General features: G+C 39.7%; 23 protein-coding genes. 5 read left to right on the top strand and 18 right to left on the bottom strand.

Annotation, left to right across the window (positions count from 1 at the left end):
- Positions 1-10: 10 nt before the first annotated feature.
- The 14 genes from MHI35_RS06735 to fadH form a co-directional block, all read right to left on the bottom strand.
- Positions 11-1,195 (bottom strand): N-acetyldiaminopimelate deacetylase, encoded by a 1,185-nt coding sequence (locus MHI35_RS06735; protein ID WP_335349095.1) that lies wholly within the window; start codon positions 1,193-1,195, stop codon positions 11-13.
- 32 nt (positions 1,196-1,227) lie between these two features.
- Entirely contained in the window at positions 1,228-1,938 is a 711-nt protein-coding gene (gene dapD / locus MHI35_RS06730; protein WP_211063904.1) for a 2,3,4,5-tetrahydropyridine-2,6-dicarboxylate N-acetyltransferase, read from the bottom strand.
- Positions 1,939-2,047: 109 nt separating this feature from the next.
- Positions 2,048-2,506, bottom strand: coding sequence for a flavodoxin (locus MHI35_RS06725; RefSeq protein ID WP_417894677.1), 459 nt, complete (start codon positions 2,504-2,506; stop codon positions 2,048-2,050).
- A gap of 16 nt (positions 2,507-2,522) precedes the next feature.
- Entirely contained in the window at positions 2,523-3,416 is an 894-nt protein-coding gene (locus MHI35_RS06720) for a WD40/YVTN/BNR-like repeat-containing protein (protein WP_335349094.1), read from the bottom strand.
- Entirely contained in the window at positions 3,406-3,882 is a 477-nt protein-coding gene (locus MHI35_RS06715) for a flavodoxin (protein WP_335349093.1), read from the bottom strand. Before MHI35_RS06715 ends, MHI35_RS06720 begins: the two co-directional genes overlap by 11 nt.
- Before the next feature lie 186 nt (positions 3,883-4,068).
- Positions 4,069-4,491 carry a DUF4275 family protein gene (locus MHI35_RS06710; protein ID WP_088003931.1) on the bottom strand — a complete coding sequence of 141 codons (423 nt, stop codon included), beginning with the start codon at positions 4,489-4,491 and terminating at the stop codon, positions 4,069-4,071.
- A gap of 86 nt (positions 4,492-4,577) precedes the next feature.
- Positions 4,578-5,459, bottom strand: coding sequence for a LysR family transcriptional regulator (locus MHI35_RS06705; protein WP_144523230.1), 882 nt, complete (start codon positions 5,457-5,459; stop codon positions 4,578-4,580).
- Between the two features lie 96 nt (positions 5,460-5,555).
- A complete protein-coding gene (cbpB, locus tag MHI35_RS06700) occupies positions 5,556-5,999 on the bottom strand; it encodes a cyclic-di-AMP-binding protein CbpB (protein ID WP_003210874.1) in 444 nt (147 codons plus the stop codon).
- 147 nt (positions 6,000-6,146) lie between these two features.
- Complete coding sequence (gene abbA / locus MHI35_RS06695; protein WP_003210802.1) at positions 6,147-6,338, bottom strand: antirepressor AbbA; 192 nt, start codon at positions 6,336-6,338, stop codon at positions 6,147-6,149.
- A gap of 149 nt (positions 6,339-6,487) precedes the next feature.
- Positions 6,488-7,003 (bottom strand): ribonuclease H-like YkuK family protein, encoded by a 516-nt coding sequence (locus MHI35_RS06690; protein WP_144523231.1) that lies wholly within the window; start codon positions 7,001-7,003, stop codon positions 6,488-6,490.
- A gap of 147 nt (positions 7,004-7,150) precedes the next feature.
- Positions 7,151-7,393 carry a YkuJ family protein gene (locus MHI35_RS06685; RefSeq protein ID WP_003212254.1) on the bottom strand — a complete coding sequence of 81 codons (243 nt, stop codon included), beginning with the start codon at positions 7,391-7,393 and terminating at the stop codon, positions 7,151-7,153.
- A 183-nt stretch (positions 7,394-7,576) separates the two neighbouring features.
- A complete protein-coding gene (locus MHI35_RS06680; RefSeq protein WP_012009782.1) occupies positions 7,577-8,473 on the bottom strand; it encodes a manganese catalase family protein in 897 nt (298 codons plus the stop codon).
- A 291-nt stretch (positions 8,474-8,764) separates the two neighbouring features.
- A complete protein-coding gene (locus tag MHI35_RS06675) occupies positions 8,765-9,985 on the bottom strand; it encodes an EAL domain-containing protein (protein WP_335349092.1) in 1,221 nt (406 codons plus the stop codon).
- Between the two features lie 64 nt (positions 9,986-10,049).
- Positions 10,050-10,814, bottom strand: coding sequence for a 2,4-dienoyl-CoA reductase (fadH, locus tag MHI35_RS06670; protein ID WP_335349091.1), 765 nt, complete (start codon positions 10,812-10,814; stop codon positions 10,050-10,052).
- A 137-nt stretch (positions 10,815-10,951) separates the two neighbouring features.
- On the opposite strand from fadH, the gene MHI35_RS06665 reads away from it, so the two are divergent.
- The 3 genes from MHI35_RS06665 to MHI35_RS06655 all read left to right on the top strand — a co-directional run bounded on the left by MHI35_RS06665 (position 10,952) and on the right by MHI35_RS06655 (position 13,814).
- On the top strand, positions 10,952-11,809 hold the full coding sequence (locus MHI35_RS06665; protein ID WP_335349090.1) for a metallophosphoesterase: 858 nt from the start codon (positions 10,952-10,954) through the stop codon (positions 11,807-11,809).
- Between the two features lie 156 nt (positions 11,810-11,965).
- Positions 11,966-12,463: a L,D-transpeptidase family protein gene (locus MHI35_RS06660; protein ID WP_335349089.1), complete on the top strand. Its 498-nt coding sequence runs from the start codon at positions 11,966-11,968 to the stop codon at positions 12,461-12,463.
- 73 nt (positions 12,464-12,536) lie between these two features.
- The gene (locus MHI35_RS06655) at positions 12,537-13,814 is read left to right on the top strand and encodes an MFS transporter (protein ID WP_211063915.1); all 1,278 of its coding nucleotides are present in this window, start codon (positions 12,537-12,539) and stop codon (positions 13,812-13,814) included.
- A gap of 114 nt (positions 13,815-13,928) precedes the next feature.
- Here the strand turns inward: MHI35_RS06655 and MHI35_RS06650 are convergent, their stop codons facing one another.
- Both MHI35_RS06650 and MHI35_RS06645 read right to left on the bottom strand, forming a co-directional pair.
- Positions 13,929-15,284 carry an IS1182-like element ISBpu1 family transposase gene (locus MHI35_RS06650; RefSeq protein WP_284553833.1) on the bottom strand — a complete coding sequence of 452 codons (1,356 nt, stop codon included), beginning with the start codon at positions 15,282-15,284 and terminating at the stop codon, positions 13,929-13,931.
- 126 nt (positions 15,285-15,410) lie between these two features.
- Positions 15,411-15,578, bottom strand: coding sequence for a hypothetical protein (locus tag MHI35_RS06645; protein ID WP_186325104.1), 168 nt, complete (start codon positions 15,576-15,578; stop codon positions 15,411-15,413).
- A gap of 176 nt (positions 15,579-15,754) precedes the next feature.
- Between MHI35_RS06645 and MHI35_RS06640 the strand changes: the two genes are divergently transcribed.
- Positions 15,755-15,970 (top strand): hypothetical protein, encoded by a 216-nt coding sequence (locus MHI35_RS06640; RefSeq protein WP_144523236.1) that lies wholly within the window; start codon positions 15,755-15,757, stop codon positions 15,968-15,970.
- Positions 15,971-16,473: 503 nt separating this feature from the next.
- Entirely contained in the window at positions 16,474-16,935 is a 462-nt protein-coding gene (locus MHI35_RS06635; RefSeq protein WP_335349803.1) for a YkyB family protein, read from the top strand.
- A 34-nt stretch (positions 16,936-16,969) separates the two neighbouring features.
- Here MHI35_RS06635 and MHI35_RS06630 read toward each other — a convergent pair whose 3' ends face one another.
- On the bottom strand, positions 16,970-17,878 hold the full coding sequence (locus tag MHI35_RS06630) for a chemotaxis protein (RefSeq protein ID WP_012009773.1): 909 nt from the start codon (positions 17,876-17,878) through the stop codon (positions 16,970-16,972).
- 73 nt (positions 17,879-17,951) lie between these two features.
- The gene (locus MHI35_RS06625; protein ID WP_211063918.1) at positions 17,952-19,262 is read right to left on the bottom strand and encodes an MFS transporter; all 1,311 of its coding nucleotides are present in this window, start codon (positions 19,260-19,262) and stop codon (positions 17,952-17,954) included.
- Positions 19,263-19,315: the final 53 nt, after the last annotated feature.

Here is a 19,315-nt window from a genome sequence, read left to right as displayed (position 1 = left end):
GGCAGCTTGATTATTCATTCTCACCTGCTTGCTTTTTGAAATAAGCCGTCATAACATTTACTGCTGTTTCTATCGCTTTTTCATCAGGCATAAGTTTTGCATGATGCAGGCCATATTCTGAATCGACCCCTAACCAAAACATGAAGCCAGGGTATTTTTTCAGCATGTAGCCAAAATCTTCTCCTGTCATGGCTTCTCTGCATTCAACCACATTCGCAAGCCCTTCTTCAGCAACATATGACATAAATTCTTCTGTCAGTTCCTTTGAATTATCCACTTCGTAATAAGATGAAGGGTATCGCACGGTTGCCTTGCATTCGTAGCCAATTTCAATCCCTTTTGCTAGTGCTTCAATTCGCTTTCTCACTTTTTCCATAGATTCTGGTGAAAGTGTACGAATGGTGCCATCAAGCTTTGCATGCTGCGCAATGATATTTTGAGCCGTTCCTCCGGTAATCGTACCAATCGTTATGACCGCACTATCAAGAGGATCGACATTACGAGAAATAACCGATTGTAGCTGACCTACAAGTGCACTCGCTGCCACAACCATATCATTCGCTGAATGAGGGTAAGCAGCGTGTCCACCTTTTCCTTCAAGATCAATCACAAGCTCACTCGTATTAGCAAAAAGCAGCCCTGGCTTTGTGGCTATCGTTCCGACAGGATATTCAGGTGCAATATGCAGTGCTGTAATAAAATCTGGCGTCCACTTTTTCAGCACATCACTTGTCAGCATCGGTTCAGCTCCGCCCGGACCTTCTTCTGCCGGCTGGAACATGAATAATAGATCTTCTTTGATTGGCTCATGAACGAAATGATCAATGACCCCAAGTGCAATGGTCATATGAAGGTCATGTCCACACGCATGCATCTTCCCTTCATGTACTGATTGAAATGGATACCCTGTATCCTCAGGAATAGACAGCCCGTCCATATCTGCACGATACGCAAATACGCGCTCAGGATTTGTTCCCTTTACTTTGACAAAAAGTCCAGTTCGCCATGTTTCCATTTCAATGCGATCTTTTGAATAAGCATCAAGATGTTTGATGAGATACGCTTGTGTTTTGAATTCCTTAAAACCAAGCTCAGGGATTTGATGTAAATCTCTTCGAATGGATATCAATTGCTCACGATTTAACAAGTGAACTCGCTTCCTTTCCTCTATACGAATAAGACGTGGATATATCATCCACGTCTATGTCTTCAGCTGCGAATTATGAATTAAAGCTGACGCAGTTCTTGTTTAATTTCTGTTTTACCTTTTGTTTTTTCATCAATGTCTTTGATTTTCTTTGCAGGTGTACCTGCTACAACTGTGTAAGGTTCTACATCGTTCACAACGATCGCACCTGCAGCTACGACTGCACCTTTACCAATTGTCACACCTTCTAGAACAACAGCGTTCGCACCGATGACAACATCATCTTCTACGACAACTGGCTTAGCAGACGGTGGCTCAATGACACCTGCAAGAACAGATCCAGCACCGATATGACAGTTCTTACCTACTGTCGCACGGCCACCAAGCACCACGTTCATGTCAATCATTGTACCTTCGCCGATCACAGAACCGATATTAATAGAAGCCCCCATCATGATGACTGCATTATCACCGATTTCAACTTGGTCACGAATGATTGCACCTGGCTCAATACGTGCTTTAATGTTCTTTAAATCTAACATTGGGATGGCAGAGTTGCGGCGATCATTTTCAACGACAACATCTTCAATTTTGTCTTTGTTCGTTTCTAGCGCTACTTGAATGTCGCTCCACTCACCGAAAACAACTCCAGTGTTTCCTGTGATGAACGTTTTTGCCTGTTCACCAAACTCAATACCTTCTAAATCACCTTTGATGTAGACTTTGACAGGTGTTGATTTTGTACTATTTTGAATAAATGAAATAATTTCATTAGCGTCCATTTGTTTCATGTATGTATGTCCTCCTATTAATTTATACTTCATTACTGTACCAAAGGAGAGTTTTAATGACAAGTGAAAGAGTTGACTCTTCAATGGAAAATAAAACAAGCGGGACCGGTTACCCCGCTTCCTGCTGGTGAAGATGAACAAATTGTTTGCCAAAAGAAATCAATTTCTCTTCTTCTTCTCCTTCTGGATTTAGCTCGATCTTGACGGATGGCAGGACAATGTCCCCGCCAAGTTCCTTCACTTTTTCTTCGATTAGGTCAACAGCTCCGCAAAAATGCTCATAAGATGTGTCCCCAGAACCGAATACAGCAAATGCTTTTCCCGTTAAATCAAGCTCTTCCATTTCTTCATATAAATCAATAAAATCATCAGGAAGGTCACCATCACCCCATGTGTACGCACCTAACATAATGTGCGTGTAATCATTGAGAAGCTCTGCATCAATATCCATCGCTTCATGACGGTCCACACCAGCCCCTGCTTCTGTTATTCCTTTTGCAATTAAATCTGCCATCGCTTCTGTATTCCCAGACATCGTGGCATACACTAGTAAAACCTTTTCTGTCACTTTTTCTTCCTCCTTATCAATGAATCAATGCCGGCTCCTCATATGGTCTTACAAACTTGCTTTCATATAAACCAGCACAGAAAAAGTTTTCATTTTGATTGGCTACACGAAAACCGTGTCCTTTGATCGTATCAAACCACTTGAGCTCTTTTTGTTCCATATCAAGCTGATACACTTTAGAAAATCCGTATTCGTCTTGTGAAGTTGTCACATACACAATGCCATTATCCTCTGACACATCCAAAAATGATTCCTCTCTAGCAAAGGCTTGTGATTGAATATCATGCAGCCTATTGGTATGTAAATCTAAAATTTGAACAGATCCCTTTTTGCCTTTTTTTGACCCCAATGCGCAAACAAGCAGATGCTCATGACACAGCAGCATAGAAGCTGTCATCCGGTGCTCCTCTCTGTTTAGGAGGAAAACCTGTTCACTCTCCAAGTTATACACCCATATTCCTCCGTGAACCTCATGAATTTGAGTTCCAATATAAAGATGATCACCTGCAGCACACAAAGAACGAATGACAGGCGGGTGGTTCACATGAGCAAATGGCTTCATAATTTCCCAGGAAATCCCGAAATCATTTGACACATAAATACTATGTTTTCCATGTGCACACACAAACCCGTCTTTGCGTCCTGTAATAGACCAAACGACTGCATTTGTTGGAAAGGATGATAGCGCCCATGTATGACCTTCATCTCCAGATCTAATCACTGTGCCGTTTTCACCAACCCCGAACAAATAAGGTCCAATATAGCTGATGGCATGAATTTTATGCTTGAGTTTAAACAGTTGCTGCCACCCGCTCTCCACACTGTAGTGAAAAATACCTTCACGTTTTACAGCGACAAAGTACCCGCCGCTTTTAGATGCAGCAACGGCCGTCGCCCCTTTATGAAACATGATTTTCAACTCGTTTCTTAGATAGCGCCGCCCACGTTAAAAAGCTTGTCGCAAATTCCTGACAGCACGCCACATCTTCATCTGTATCAGGCGCAAGCTCCATTTTCAGTGTTTCAGGGAATACAGATGCACCAGTTGATTTGAGCATGTCATGAAATGTATGGACAGCCTCACAAAACTTCGGATAGCTGTAATCTCCAGATCCGAACACAGCTGCTTTGATGTCACTTAGTTCAAGTGCAGAAACCTCTTCATAAAAATCCTCTGCTTCATAAGGTAAATCACCATCACCCCATGTATAAGAACCGATGAACACATAATCGTATGAAGAAAGGTCCTCTGCACTTGTATCATCAAATTCCAACATCTCCGTATCGATCCCTTTTCCTTCTAGTGTTTGTTTTATAATCGCTGCCATATCTTCTGTATTACCAGACATACTCGCAAATGCAATTAGTGCTTTCATCTATTGGTCACCTCATCTAAATGATAATCATTTTCAATTATTATATGTACACTTTAAATGATAATGATTTTCATTGTCAAATGATTTCATGAAAAAGCTTTGACTAATTATTACTTTAACTCAATGAAAAACCCGCTCTTCCCAATTGGAAGGCGGGTTTTTCGTATTGAAGAGATCATCGGTTTCTCATTCGTTCGTTTCATCTATCTGAATAAAATATGGACCATAATCCGTTTCGTGCGTCATTACAAATGTCCATTTTTCATTCCAATCCATCACATACATATCGTTATAATCCATATGATTCGTTTGATATGGTAAATCATTGATGGAAAGAGAGCTGGCATTTTCGAAAAGATATGCATCATCCACAAATTGATAAAAAACAGTGCACTTATCCTTTGATTGCTGAAGAAATGCGTCTATCGCTTCAGCCTTTTCAAGACATGTAACCATTTCAAAACTGCATAAATGCCATAAAAAAGCATCTATTGATATCTCGTTTTGTTCTTTCATTGAAAGATGACTAGCAAAACGTTCACGCCACCTCGCACGCAAACGATCTCCCCATTCAGGTTTGTGTATTTTGATTAATTGATTGTTTTTCATAAGATTGAAGTCTCCTCTATCATTCGCTCTATCTAAGTAAATGATCACTCACCTAAAAAAAGCACCTTCCTCTTCCAAGAAGATACTTATACCGCATCGCTTTCAAGCATTTCTTTGACCACACCAACAAATGCTTGCACCTGTTTTAATTGAAAAGAAGCTTCATAGCCTAGCAGCCATGTATCACGTCCAATTTGCTCTCCATTCACGTCAACAAGCGGTGTTTTATGAACACTTTTTTCATGGTCGTATAAGGTGACTGAAGGCAAAATGGCGTAGCCGATACCGTGGTAGGCCATTTGTTTACACGTCTCAATCTGGTCCACTAGAATCGTCTGCTTTGGAGACACTTTGAATTTTTGATGCCACCAGTGCTGAATTTCCTGATAATACGTGCTGTCGCTTTTAAATTGAATAAACGGGCGTTCTGTCTCGATTAACTCGTCCACGTCTTTGATAACAGAATCGACTAAATATAAATGATCTGTCATTAAGTATTCCTTAGTTCCCTTCCAATCAGGGTTTCCGCGAATGATCCCAATGTGTACGTGATCCTCGTATAAGCTTTTGAGCATTTCACTACTCCAGCCGGTCACAAGTGATACCTTCGCATTTGGGAATTTTTCGACATATCGCTTTAACACTTTTGGCAGCCAGTGCTGCCCAATAATAGAGGCAACTGCAAGCTTTAGCGTACCGTGAATTTCCCCTTCAAGTTCATCGATTCGTTCTCTCACTCGATCTTGCTCAACTGTTACTTCTTTTGCAAATTGAATGATCTGTTCACCTGCCGAAGTCACGGTGAGCCCTTTTTGAGAACGAAAAAAGATTTTGGTTCCCCACTCTTTTTCAATTGTCTGCAATCTTTGGGATAAAGCAGGCTGAGAGACAAAGAGCCGCTCCGAAGCCTTTCTCATATTTAATTCTTCACTTAGCACAACAAGCATATGTAACTCCTGAAGCTGCATGGGCGTCCCCTTTCTCTCTATAAGTTTTTCTTATTCCATATGGTCATTATATAAATTATTGCTTATGAAGGCAAAAAAAATAAGCTGGGCTTCAGCTCATTTTTTTGCGGCATGAATCACTTCATTTAAGCGCTTTAATACAACACGTCGGGTAAATATTCCTTCAAAGACTTGCTCCTCATTTACGACACAAACAAATCCATTATTCGTTACAGCGTGAACACCTTTTAGCACAGGATCTGTCGTTTTAAGTCTAGGGATATCAGTGAGCATAACCTCTTCTACCTTCAGTTGGTCCAGTTTTTCGAATTCAATTCGTTCTAAACCAAAGATCTTATCCATAATCATATTCGTTCCAATTAACCCATGCAGGTGATAAGAAGGATCTAGTACCGGGATGGCTGTATATCCTGTTTTTGTAAGGACCAATAGAGCATGCTCAAGATTATTTCCAATTTGAACATGTGCCACTTTATCTGCATCAATCATATGCTCAGCTACTGTTGACTCAAGCAATTGAGTTGGTTCTATCTCTATCATGTTTCTTCGACCCCTTTTCTCTCAATCATCAATCATACATTCCCCTTTACCATTAAGCATAAACTAAAACGAAATTTGTCGAAAGATTTTTTTCTGCATAAAAAAGATACTCAGCTCCCGAGTATCTAATAGAATGTTAAATCATTATTAATTCTCAAACCTTACTCTGTCATACAATGTGATCAATTGCTTATACGTATTGTCATCGACATTTTTTGTTCCACATTCTATATCATTGATCTCACTGCTTAGTAATTCGACAGCATATTCCTGATTCAGCAATACGTTTAATAATAGCTTTTTCTCTTCTTCATTAAAACGATTTTCGATGACGCTCATCCAACATCAGGCCCCCTGTTTCATATATGCTTTTATATTGATTAGCAGGCTTTTGAATGTCTGCTTCCTCTCTATACAGCTAGAATAAGGAACTAGAATCGAATCGTCAACCGCACGTTTCGACAAGGTTTGGAGAAAAATGACGGAATTTATTTTGTGTATCGATTGGCATAGCAAAATGCTGCGTATGAGTCGGGTTTTATTTTAGCTTCAATTCCCATAGCTGTGATCATTCCGGTCATTTCCTGGATCAGCTCTTTTGTACTTCCTTTTTTGCCAATATCTAAATGGGCTTCAAAACGAAGGTCTGCCCCTTCCTCAGCAAACGGAAGAAGCAAATCCATCAGTTCTGTTAAAGGCCCCTCAAGGATGTCTGCACATACCTTTTGGCTAAACGCTGTCTCTAATGAAATTTTTTCTCTAAGGCTTTGCACGGGCCTCTCGATCACTTGTTGCGTGAGGCAGCCCCAAGCCCCTTTGCCAATCCGGTGGAGATGAATTGCAGTCATAAATCTTGTGACATTTTGATTGACCTGAGAGTCCGTACCAATTGATAACACATAGGCGGATCTAGGGTCTTTTCGAATAAAGTCTTTCATTCTCATGACGACATCAGAAAACGCTAAATGATCTTCAGAAAGATTGTAATAAAAAGAATCACTCACAGAAAGGAACTCCTTTTTCATGGTCTCTTATCCGAAATATGCGCAGAATGATCATCTTCCATTTGTACAATGCGCCTATGATGACACATGTATATTGCCGCAAATAAACGAAGGAATCCTTAGAAAAAACATTTCATACGATTCAGCTTAGGATTGTAAAAGCTCAAAAATCTCAATCGAAATCATATCAATGTTGTCAAATGGGAAAGTGTTTGGCTTATCCCCTTGTTGAAAAACAGTCAATTCAAACGTTTGATTCTTTTCGAAATACTTCACACTACAGATTTTCTCACCGTTCACTTCGAAATAACGCTGTGCCGGCTCGTTTGCAGCTTCTGCTGTCTCTTGAAGACTTTGCAGCCTTGTAATGATACCCATTAATTGTGACATTCTAAAAAAAGACTCCTTTCAAAAAAACAACTCAAGATGAACCCGTATTGATTATACACAAGTCCTACAAAGCATCATACCATAAAGTGTTCTCAGATGATATTTTTCCTCTTGAATTCAAAAAAAGAAAAAGAATCTGTTTTTTTAGTTTGAGTCTTTTTTGTGATCTCATGCACCATGTTTTTATAAACCCGCAGATCTCATTAACCGTTTGGCAATTTCGTCAAAATCCTCTTTGGAAATGCCTGGGGCAAACTCTTCCGGTAATTCTCGATAATCTGGCACAGGTGCTCCTTGCGGGGTGCCCTCAATCACTGTGAGCGGCTTTCCATCAATCGGATGGCTACCTTTCCAAATTTTATTGATATCTTTGTAATCCGTATCACTAAATGTGTACAGTTTTGTATGAATATTTTGGTCTTCAAATTTCCTCGCTGAATCAAAGTATTTGTTGTCGAGGTTTGGAATCGGGAGCATTTTTCCTACATCTACTCCTGTAGCTACCTCAAGCGCCTTTGCATATGCCACAACATGCACACCGCCCCGCACAAGTAAATAACCGATCATCTCTCTTGCTGTAGGATGATCTGTCATTTCATATACGCGCATTTTGTGCGTACGAGCCCCGCATTCAAGGAAGAAATTATGAAGGAGGTCAAGAATCAGGTTGCCGCTTGAGAACACATTCTCTCCGGTCCAAGGTTTTGCCATGGAATCAAACGGATAACCTGTTTGAGCCGTTTGAATAAAATGCTGTGTATTTCGTTTATCGACAGCCGCTTTCATCGGTGTCGTATCTGGGTCTCCTCCATGGGTGGTCCCTGTAATCATGAGATTCACAGCTGTTGTCACAAGTTCTACATGACCGAATTCTTCAGCTGTAATGCTGGATACGAGATCATAAAACGGTTTTAGTTTTCGTTTTCCTCTAAAGTTAAAGGATTGGAACATGTAATTATTTAATGTGGACATTTCACCGAATTTTCCGCCGAGTAATTCTTGCACAGCAGCAGCACCATTTGCATCTGGGTGATCTGGTCTAGGCAAATCAATCAGCAGCCGCTTGTCACGTTTGATCATGACGTTCCCTCCTACCGTCTAACTGTCATCACTTAAGTTGTATGGAAGGATTGGGCTGTCCTATGCATGAGGCGAAGATGAAAAGCACAAAAAAAACTTGGCGGGGGTAGCGCCAAGTTTTTTGGATCTTGATCTGATAGAGGGGTTGGGGAACAGAGAGTAGCTTCTCTCTATAACTAAATGATAATGATTATCAGTTTCATTGTCAACCATTTTTTATTTCTTTTTTTCAATCAAAAAAAGCAGCCTAAAAGGCTACTCAAATTGTTCATGCGATCTTCTCACTGTACTTTAAATTAATCCATCTTGCTCATATAAATAGGCATACGGAAGATCTATAAATAAATACATATCTCCCTCTAACGGGTAAGAAAACGTACGTATCCTCTCACCAGTTTCTAAATCGCTGTAAATATCACTGAAAAATCCTTTCCCGCTCATTCTCATTTGGAGAATATTTGCTAGGAAATAAGGACGCCAGCTCCAGTTTTTCTCAATATATTCAGGCTGAAACAACCATTCATTTTCTTTTTTAAACACATTTCCAGTGATTTGAAAGCCTTCTTCATTACACATATAAATCCGAAAGCTGCAATCTGTTAATTCTAAAGCCAGCTTTTGGATGAGCTCATCATTTGTGCTGCATGATTTTTTTAAGGTCGTGACAGCTTGGTGAATTCGCTTATAAAATGTTTCAGAATGTTCGTAGACCGTTTGAAGTTTCTTTTTCTCATGGGCAATAAATTGCTGGAATTCTTCTCTCAGCTGATCTTTTCGTTTATTGCGGTCGATTAATTCCGCCGCCGGCTCGTGAAGATAGAACCCTTGAAAGTATCTCCCGCCATTTCTCCAAGCATATTGCAGCTGAAAATTTGCTTCAATGTCTTCATAAATTAAAGCCGCCCCTATTTTTCTCGCAAGCAATGAAATGCTGTACAAGACATATTCATAGGAAGGCGAAGGAGCCGATGCCCTTAATGCGTGTAAATCTATTTTTAATAGATCGGGTGAGAGCAAGGCAATCCGGTCAAGATTGCTGCTTTCTTTTCCAATATTCGAGATGGCGATTTTAATACCATATGTACGAAAATACGTTAACGTATGGTAAAGCTGTTCAATATCGCCGCTAAACGTATGCTCTGTAAATTCGATAACAAACCGATTCAGTTGAATGCCCCTTGCTTCATATTCCTTCAAGAGTTCTAATAAGCTTTCACCATGATCTAGCATCAGGATATTGGCATCATGATTAATAAAAATGAGCAAATCATCATCATCTTTTGTGAAAAGATCGAGTGCTTGCGTCAGTACTTTATGATCTACTTCCACTTTATATTCGTCAGGAATAGATGAATCCGTAAAGAAGGAGCCTAGGCTAACTGTTTCAGACTCGAGCTTCATTCTTCCTAAAATCTCATAGCCTATCACTTTTTGCTCTTCCGCACTGAATATCGCTTGATAGTGCGGGAAAACATCTTCAATATTCGTTAAAATATCCAATGGATCGACCATTTTCATCACCTGCTTCTCTCTTTGTGTGATTATAACACATCAAAAGCAGGTCTTACATCGTCATTCAAAATGGGGATTGGTTGAGCCATTGCCCTCCATCCATTGTGATACAATCGCCATTTATATAAGACGCTTGTTCAGATAATAAAAAGCTTGCGAGTTCTGCGATTTCCTCTGGTGTGCCCAGTCTGCCAAGAGGAACACTATCTAATGTTCTTTGCGCTGCCTCTTCCGATTCCCATAGTTTATCCGCACCGCCTGTTCTCTCGATTGGACCTGGCGCGATGGCATTGACGCGAATTCGATATTGCTTTCCCCACTCCACTGCAAGCGTTCGAGTGAGGGATAAAACGCCTGCCTTTGCTGCTGCTGAATGCGCCACCCCTACACCAGCACCCCATGCATAGGTTGCCACCATATTGACCATACTTCCCCTTTTCTTTTGACGAATCCAGTAATTGCCCACCGCATGACTGCAAAAAAATGTTCCATTTAATACAATATCAATGACAGCCTTCCAGCCGTTTGGAGATAGTTTTTCTGCTGGAACCAAAAAGTTTCCTGCAGCATTGTTAATCAGAGCGTCCACATCACCAAATGTATCTACAGTAAATTTGACCATTTGATCAGCATCCTCTGGGTTTCGCACATCCATTTGGAAGTAAGCGATCGAGCCGCCATTTTGTTTGATTTCATTTGCTACCTTTTCTAACGTTTCTTCTGTTCTTCCCGTAATCACGACATTCCAGCCTTCATGTGCCAAGTGGACAGCCATCGCCTTCCCCATTCCGCTTGATCCTCCTGTGACAATCACTGTTTGTTTCGTCATTTGTTCTCCCCCTCTGTGATTTTGAATGACTATTCATTCATTATTTCCTATCATATCATGATTGACCCTAGATGCACCATATGGGAGATTCTTTAAATATGATGCTATACTTAATTTTATTTATAAAGGAGTCTTATATGAAGCAACTTTCTCGGAGACAGTTTTTAAAAGGAGCAGCTGGTGCGAGCATTCTCGGTTTTTTAGCTACAACATGTGGGTATGGATATGCCAGATACATCGAACCACGCATGATTGATACCGTGTCAATGACCATTCGGGATGCTCAGCTTCCAGCTTCATTTGATCAGTTTAAAATTGCTCAATTTAGTGATGTTCATTTAAGTGATACATTTCCTGCGAAGGAATTAGAATCCGTCGTGAAGCAAATCAACGCTGAATCTCCAGACCTCATTGTATTCACAGGGGATCTCGTTGATTATCAAGCATCGATTGAAGAGCATGAAAAAGCAAAAGCCTATTTGACTAAGCTACATGCCCCGTTTGGTAAGCTCGCGATATGCGGTAATCATGACTACGGACCATTTGGCATTGATCTTTATGAGAAAACGATGGAAGATTGCGGTTTTACAATATGTAAAAATGATGTGTTTCCATTAGAAAAAGAAGGGGCACATATTCAGATTGCGACGATGGATGACCTGATGATGAGTGTGCCGGATTATGACCTGATGAAGCGGGAAGTATCATCTGATTTATTTACCTTGCTGCTCGTACATGAGCCTGATGCAGCATTAGAGCTGGATACAACCCCTATTAACTTGCAGCTTTCTGGACATACCCATGGCGGACAGGTGCAGCTTCCTTTCTATGGACCCATTCTCACAGCACCTTTCGGCCATACATATGTGGAAGGTTTATACGGTAGTTATCAGCACCGAATCTATGTCAACCGCGGACTTGGGACAACAAGATTGCCGCTTCGATTTTTAGCCAAACCTGAATTAACCTTTTTCACCCTCTCTTCTCGCATTTAGACAGAAGCCAAACCGCTTCTTTTTGCATATAGATAATCAAAGATCTTTCTCATGACAAATGTTAGGAGAAACCTTCCTTAGCCTGATTCCGTCCATATATATAGCAAGTGACGGGCATCTTGGCTTCTTTTATTTGAGCAAAAGGAGTGTCCTTTGGTGCTGCGATATACGGTAAAACGCGGAGAAACGCTTGCTTCTATAGCGCTTGATTTTCGAACAACAACAGATGCTTTAAAGGCTGCAAACCCTTCACTGCAAGGTCAAGAGCCGGTACAAAATGAGGTCATCACCATTCCTGGTCTGCCCGATCCAAATACGATCCCTTACCGCATCTCTGTTTCGATTTCTAGGAAACGTCTCGTCTTGTTTTCTGGATCAGAGCTGATTCGGTCGTATCCGATTGCAACAGGAAGAATTTTAAATATGACACCGACAGGTTCTTATTATATTGTGAACAGACAGCCAAACCCAGGAGGTCCCTTTGGCGCCTATTGGCTGAGCCTCTCAAAAGTTCATTACGGCATCCACGGTACGAATAACCCGTCTTCAATTGGTAAAGCTGTGTCTAGTGGATGCATTCGTATGTATAATCAGAATGTCATCGAACTTGCTTCAATCGTTCCAAATGGAACACCTGTGACCATTAGCCAGTAGTAGAAATCAATTGTATGAATGCTTAAAATTTTATATGATATAAAGTGGGATCTTCAGGTTAAGGAGCGTATTTATGGATATTTTTAAAAACAGAAATTTTGTTCGTCTCTTTTTTGCAGCACTTGCTTCGCAAATGGGGACAACAGTCGGCAATATGGCGTTTGCCTTTTATTTGCTCGATCATTTTAGTCATCAGCCCGCCTATGCCACATTAGCAGAGCTCATGTATTCACTTCCAACGATCTTTGTCTTTTTTATGGTCGGTGTCGTAGCAGATCGTTTTGATCGTAAAAAAGTCGCAGAGAATTGCGATTGGATACGAGCTGGGCTGACGATTGTTTTATTCATTGTTATTTATTTTAATTCACTTCCACTTATTTTCTTGATCTTGTTTATACGAAGTGCCATTACGAAGTTCTTCTATCCAGCTGAAGCCTCTCTCGTTCAGGCGATTTTAAATAAAGATCAATATGCAAAAGCCGCTGGCTTAAATCAAATGCTGTTTAGTTTATTCATGGTATTTGGTGTTGGAATCGGTGCGATTATGTATAAGACAATTGGACTTCATGGTGCCATTACCATCGATTTAATCAGTTTTATTGTGTCAGGCATCCTGATTCGTTCATGTAACATTCCAATTGAAGCACGTCAGCCAAATGGACAAGCAGGTTGGAGAGGCATGACCATTAAAACGTCTCTAAAAGATTTTAAAGAAGGCATTCTTTACATTGTAAAAAATAAATTATTGGCTTCTTTAATTTTTGGCTTCTTTGTTTTTGGTCTAGTCAATGGCGCATTTGCTGTACTTCCGATGTTTACAATGAAATATGGCCTTTCACCAGACCATTTTGAACTGCATACATCCTTCTTTACGATCGCGATCGGTGCAGGTCTACTTGTTGGCAGCTTAATGGGCTCTGTTCTCGCTAAAAAAGTAAAGATGCAATATCTCATGTCACTTCCAATTTTGGTTGCAGGCATTCTGATTTTTGTACTTGGTTCCACGCATACACTATGGTTGTTTTATGTCACATCATTTGTCATTGGTACATGCATTGGTCCAGTCAACATTGTCATTGGCGGCTGGCTGCCGAGAATCGTCCACCCTCGTTTGATGGGACGTGTGTCAGGTTGGGTTGATCCACTTACCATGTTTGCTCAATCCATGACATTAGGTTTGATTGCGGTACTATTTCCAAAACTCATTACAAACGTTTCTTATATTTATTACGGAATGGGCGTTATTATTTTACTCGTTTTCCTTTTTTACTTCTTTACACTGCCAAAGTTCAGCAGAGAAGCTGACGACTTAGATGTGCAGCGTGAACTTAAAGGACAGGGAGCGCAATAAATGAAGCGAAAAGGACTTTCTTCTATAGAAAGTCCTTTCAGACCGTAGACAAACCCCACCTTTACTTCAAGTAAAAGTGGGGTTTTCACTTTTTTTGAAAAAACATCATGTGTTTTACGCTGGACATGGTACTTTCCATGTCCAGTTTGCTAGCTTTTTAAGGTTCATGGCAGCGAAAGTAAGCATCGCTTGCATTGAAACTTTTTTTAGTCCACGAAGTTTCGTCCAACGCATACCATGCTTTTCTTTTGCATCCGCAAAAACGCGTTCAATCGTTTCTTTCCGTTTTGCGTAGATGCTCTTATTTATTTCAGTAAGTCTCAGATTTTCTGCTTCATCTAGGTAATCCTGCCAAATATGCCGATGAATTTGTTTGGTGTGGTTTTGACTTTGGGTACAGTTATCTAAAAACGAGCAGGACTTACATACTTCTGAATCGGACGCATATTGCTTATAACCTTCTCTAGTCGTTGTACGATAAGAGAGAATTTGCCCGTTGGGGCAAATGTAACAATCAAAATATGCATCGTATACGTATTCATTCTTTTTCAAATAACCAGCTTTTGTTCTTGGACGAGTGTATGGCATGACAGGTCTTATCTCTTGATCCATTAAGAACTTAGCGATGTAAGGTGTTTTATATCCCGCATCTACTGCGACTACATTTGGTTTTCCGACTTTCTCTGTCACCTTTGATACGAGTGAATCCAACATACGACTATCATGAACATTTCCGCCTGTGACCAGCGAGCCTAAAATAAATCCTTTTGAATCACAAGCTGTATGAAATGAATAAGCAAATGACTTTTCACGTTCATCCTTTACATAATAGCCACTCTCTGGGTCAGTTGTACTGACTTTCATTTCTTTTTTCTTCTCTTTATTCTGTAGGGGTAACGGCTTTTTTCCATGTTCCTCACGATCAACATTGATCTCCTCATGAAGCTGATTTTGATAACTTCTCGTCTCTACCCGAACGATTTTCTTTTCAAGTTTTTTCTTATTGGCATTCGCTTTGACATGAGTGGAATCAATAAAGGCAATAGACGGGTCAACGAACCCTTTTTTCATCGCTTCTCTTAAGATTCGGTAAAAAATTTGTTCAAATAAATCTGTATCGTGGAAGCGTCTCACGTAGTTTTTACCGAAGGTAGAAAAGTGCGGAATTTTCTCCGAAAACCCATATCCAATAAACCAACGATAAGCCACGTTGGTTTCAATTTCTTTAATGGTTTGACGCATAGAGCGAATACCAAATAGATATTGGATTAAGACCATCTTAATGAGAACAACAGGATCAACACTTGGTCTACCATTATCAGAACTATAATGATCTTTGACAAGATCATAAATGAAGTCGAAATCGATTGCTTGTTCAATTTTCCGCACAAGATGATCTTCAGGCACTAATTCATCTAAAGCCACTACTTCTAATTGATTTCTTCTTTCTTCTTCACGTTTCGATAACATGTTTATCCCCCACAGATTATTGTTATTACCCTTATTATACAAAAAAGCTTGTAGACTTTGTCTACAAGCTGAAAGGACTTTCTTCTATAGAAAGTCCTTTTTGTATGCCTGAAACATAAATGGCGCTTATTTTTTCTGCTCATCGAAATGAGTGGAAGCAAAATGAATGATTCTTTCAACTGCATAAATGCTAATAAATAGGATGAGAAATAGAAGCAAAGGATGAATCGGCCGATCGTCTATCACGTACACAATGCCTCCAACGACAAGTGCGACAAATAAAGGAGTTAACATATCTTTCAATCCTCACAGTCCTTTCTGTTCTCATTAACTTTAATCTCCTTATCTTATAACATATTTTACTTTTTATGAAATAAAAGGAACGTGTATAAAATCGCAATATTTTTAATTAAAAATCTTTACATCATTAGAAGTTTTATAGTAGGATAGTCAGGTTGGAGGTGAGGGGTATGCTAAAAAGTTATTATTTTATTCATACAAAAGATGATCAAGGGCAGTATGTTGTACATACAGAGGATTGTGCATTTTTAGGTGATGCTTCAAGCCGTAAATTGATTGGTCTGCACATGAATGGCGAAAGTGCCATTGATGAAGCTAAACAAATGACGAATGAAACTGATTTTAATGGTTGCTTCTATTGCGCTTATTCAAGTCATAAGAAATAGACCTTATAATGAAACGATATGTTCAACATGTTGTCTGGCATATGGTAAAGTTTCAGATGCAAAATGAATACAATTGAGAAACTACCCATTTATTTAAAATAGGTAGTTATCATGAACTAATAGTTCACTTCATATATATTTGATTCAGTCAATTATTATACGCTTCTTGCAATGAACGTCTCTTCTCCTTTGTCCATTAACGCAAATCGCCACGCGATCACAAGTTATGTGAAGCATATGTTTCAAAGAATGAATATACAACACCTTTAGCATATATAAAATGAAATATACCGCATTCTTTCCACCTGAAAAATCATAGTCTTTGCTGATCATTCTGCCATTTTTATTGTCAACCAAGTTTTAGACTCGTCCTGAACGGTTATTGTAGATAAGAGAGGTATAGGAGTCCTATCGCTTTTTACAATATCTCTATTTGCAATTTACTAATAAAAACGTATAATTTATACTAAGCACAGGAAGACGAAAGACAAAGGAGAGAAAAAATGGACGATTATGCTCATACTAAAGACATAGAACCTACAGCAGAAAACATCGCAAAAGCCATTTATACTGTTAACCGCCATGCTAAAACCGCACCAAATCCCAAGTTTCTTTATCTTTTGAAAAAACGTGCGCTGCAAAAACTGTTGCAAGAAGGTAAAGGAAGAAAAGTGGGCCTACATTTCTCTAACAATCCCAAATATAGTCAACAACAGTCCGACGTGCTGATTGAAATTGGAGATTATTATTTTCACCTGCCACCAACCAAAGAAGACTTCGAATTTTTGCCACACTTAGGAAATTTAAATCAGTCATATCGCAATCCGAAAGCGAATATGTCATTAAACCGAGCAAAGCAACTGCTTCAAACGTATGTCGGTTTAAAAGAAAAACCTACCGCCACAAAACAAAAACCACATTATACAAAGCCCGTCTTCAAACGACTCGGGGAAAGTTATTTTTAAACAAAAAAACCACTCATGACGAGTGGTTTTTTGTTTAAATAATAAAGTGATCAACTTTTTCAATCAGTTGATGAATTTCTGGCTTACTAATTTGATCATCTGCACCAATTGTTTCCCCTTTATGGCGTAAATCTTCAGTGATTAATGAAGAGAAGATAAGAATCGGTATAGAACTCGTTAAAGGATTTTCCTTCAACAATTTCGTTAATCGGTGACCATCCATTTTAGGCATTTCAATATCTGTAATAATCATATCAATTTCTTCTGTCACAGTAATTCCTTTGCTCACAAGGTCCATCACGTGGTCATATGCCTGTTTCCCGTCTTCAAAGGTCACAATGTTTTTATAGCCTGCTTCGGTTAATTCATTTGTTAATAAACGCATGAGAAGCGGAGAGTCTTCAACGACATAAAGCTTCTTCCCTGTTCTTCTCTCGTCTTTCTCACCGTCAAACATATGATACGTTTCTACGCCAGAAGCGGATTCAATATCATAAATGATTTTCTCGTAATCTGGAAGGAAAATCATTTTTTCATCAAGCTTAATGATACCGGTTAAATGACGGTCCATTCCTTGATTGAGTGCAGTTGGCTTTTCAATCTCTTCCCAGCTGACGCGGTGAATTTGTGATACCGTTCCTGTATGGAACACAAATTTCCGTTGGTTGAATTCAGTCACAATATATTTCTCTTGTTCTGACTGATCTGACTCGACATTAAAAAAGGAAAATAGATTGATGACTGGTAAAATCTCGCCTCGTAAACTAATCATCCCTTCTACATCTTGGTGAGAGTGCGGTACTACCGTCACCTCAACCGGCTGAATGATTTCTCTTACTTTCATGACGTTAATGCCGAATTGATTTGAACCAATTTCAAACTTCACAATTTCCAATTCATTGGTACCAGAGTCAAGTAAAATTTCTTGTTTGTTTAAAGCCACGGAAATCCCTCTATTCTTCAATATAAGATTGTACTTTTTATATCGGCAGCATAGGTAAAAAGTTGACGTTTCTTTACGCTTTCTCTCGTACGAATTGATGAATCACAAGTCCTATCGCTGCAAGAATGAGTAAAGACCCTAGCGCAAGGCGGCTTGCGAAATTTCCGTGCTCTGCAAACAGCAGAGTGACTGAGCCATAAATGATAGGACCAATAATGGAAGACACCTTTCCTGAGAATGCAAAGAGACCAAAAAACTGTCCTCTTTTTTCCTTTGGTGTCAGCTCAATAATCAATATTCGTGATGCCCCCCAGCTTGCGCCGAGTGAAATTCCAAATAAACTGCCGGCCACCCAGAAGACCCATTCCGTTGTGGCTGTCACAGCCAGAATCAGAGCAACGATCAAAATCACATACACGACTGTAATCGAGCGCTTTGCCCCAATCGCTTTTGTGATATATCCAAATAGAAAGGAACCAATGATACTTGAAATGGTCGACACAAGATAAAGCAGAATAAATTGCCCAGCGGTAAAGCCAATAATGATTTTGGCATACACCGCCATCATCGCAATCGCTGTCTGTAAGGCATCATTCATAAAAAAGAAAGCAATCATAAAAATAAAAGCCGGCTTGTAATGCTTCATCTCTTTAAACGTGCGAATAATTTCTTTATACCCGCTGAAAAATGACGCCTTTTTCTCTTGCTGCGGCAGCGGTTGAGGGTCTTTTACAAAAAAGAGAAATGGCAGGAAAAAGAGAAAGAATAATAGCGCTGTCGGAATAAATGCTTCATGAAATTGGTCATTGCCAACAAGTAAATAAACTGTGAGACCAACGAGTGTCCCTAAATAACCAACGGCAATGCCAAATCCAGAAATAAGCGGTATGTCATCCTTTGTCCCAAGATCGGGCAGGATGGTGTCATAAAACACTAGGCTCGAGTGATAAAAGAATTTTGCAATCACAAACAAGGTGACCACGACTAATAAAGAGACAGGAAGCCCAAACCATTCGCTTGAGAAATCAATTCCAGCAAAGATCCCCATTAAAAACGTACAAGCTATACATATTAGAGTAAACACTGTGATGTAGCGCTTCTTTTTTCCTGTCCGATCGATCAGGACTCCGTATAATGGTGTGAAAATGACGAGAAAAAAACTGGCTAATGCATTTGCATAAGAAATAAATGTACTAGCGATCTGATCCATTCTCGCACTGTCTCCGATCGTTTCTTGCAAGTAGAATGGGAAGAAAATGGTGATCATATTCGATGAAAATATCGTATTTGCAAAGTCATACAATGCCCAGGCCAAAATGGGTGCTGTCAAAAACAGCCCGAAGCCTGCCCCTTTTTTCTGCATGGTCTTTTTCCCTGTTTTCAATCGTTTGTCTCCCTTCCCTGCCTGATTTTTCACTATCATTCTATTTTATGTCA

It is taken from the genome of Bacillus sp. FSL K6-3459, from assembly GCF_038003305.1.
Lineage (GTDB): Bacteria > Bacillota > Bacilli > Bacillales > Bacillaceae > Bacillus > Bacillus pumilus_O.
This window is presented reverse-complemented; position numbering and strand designations above follow the sequence as displayed.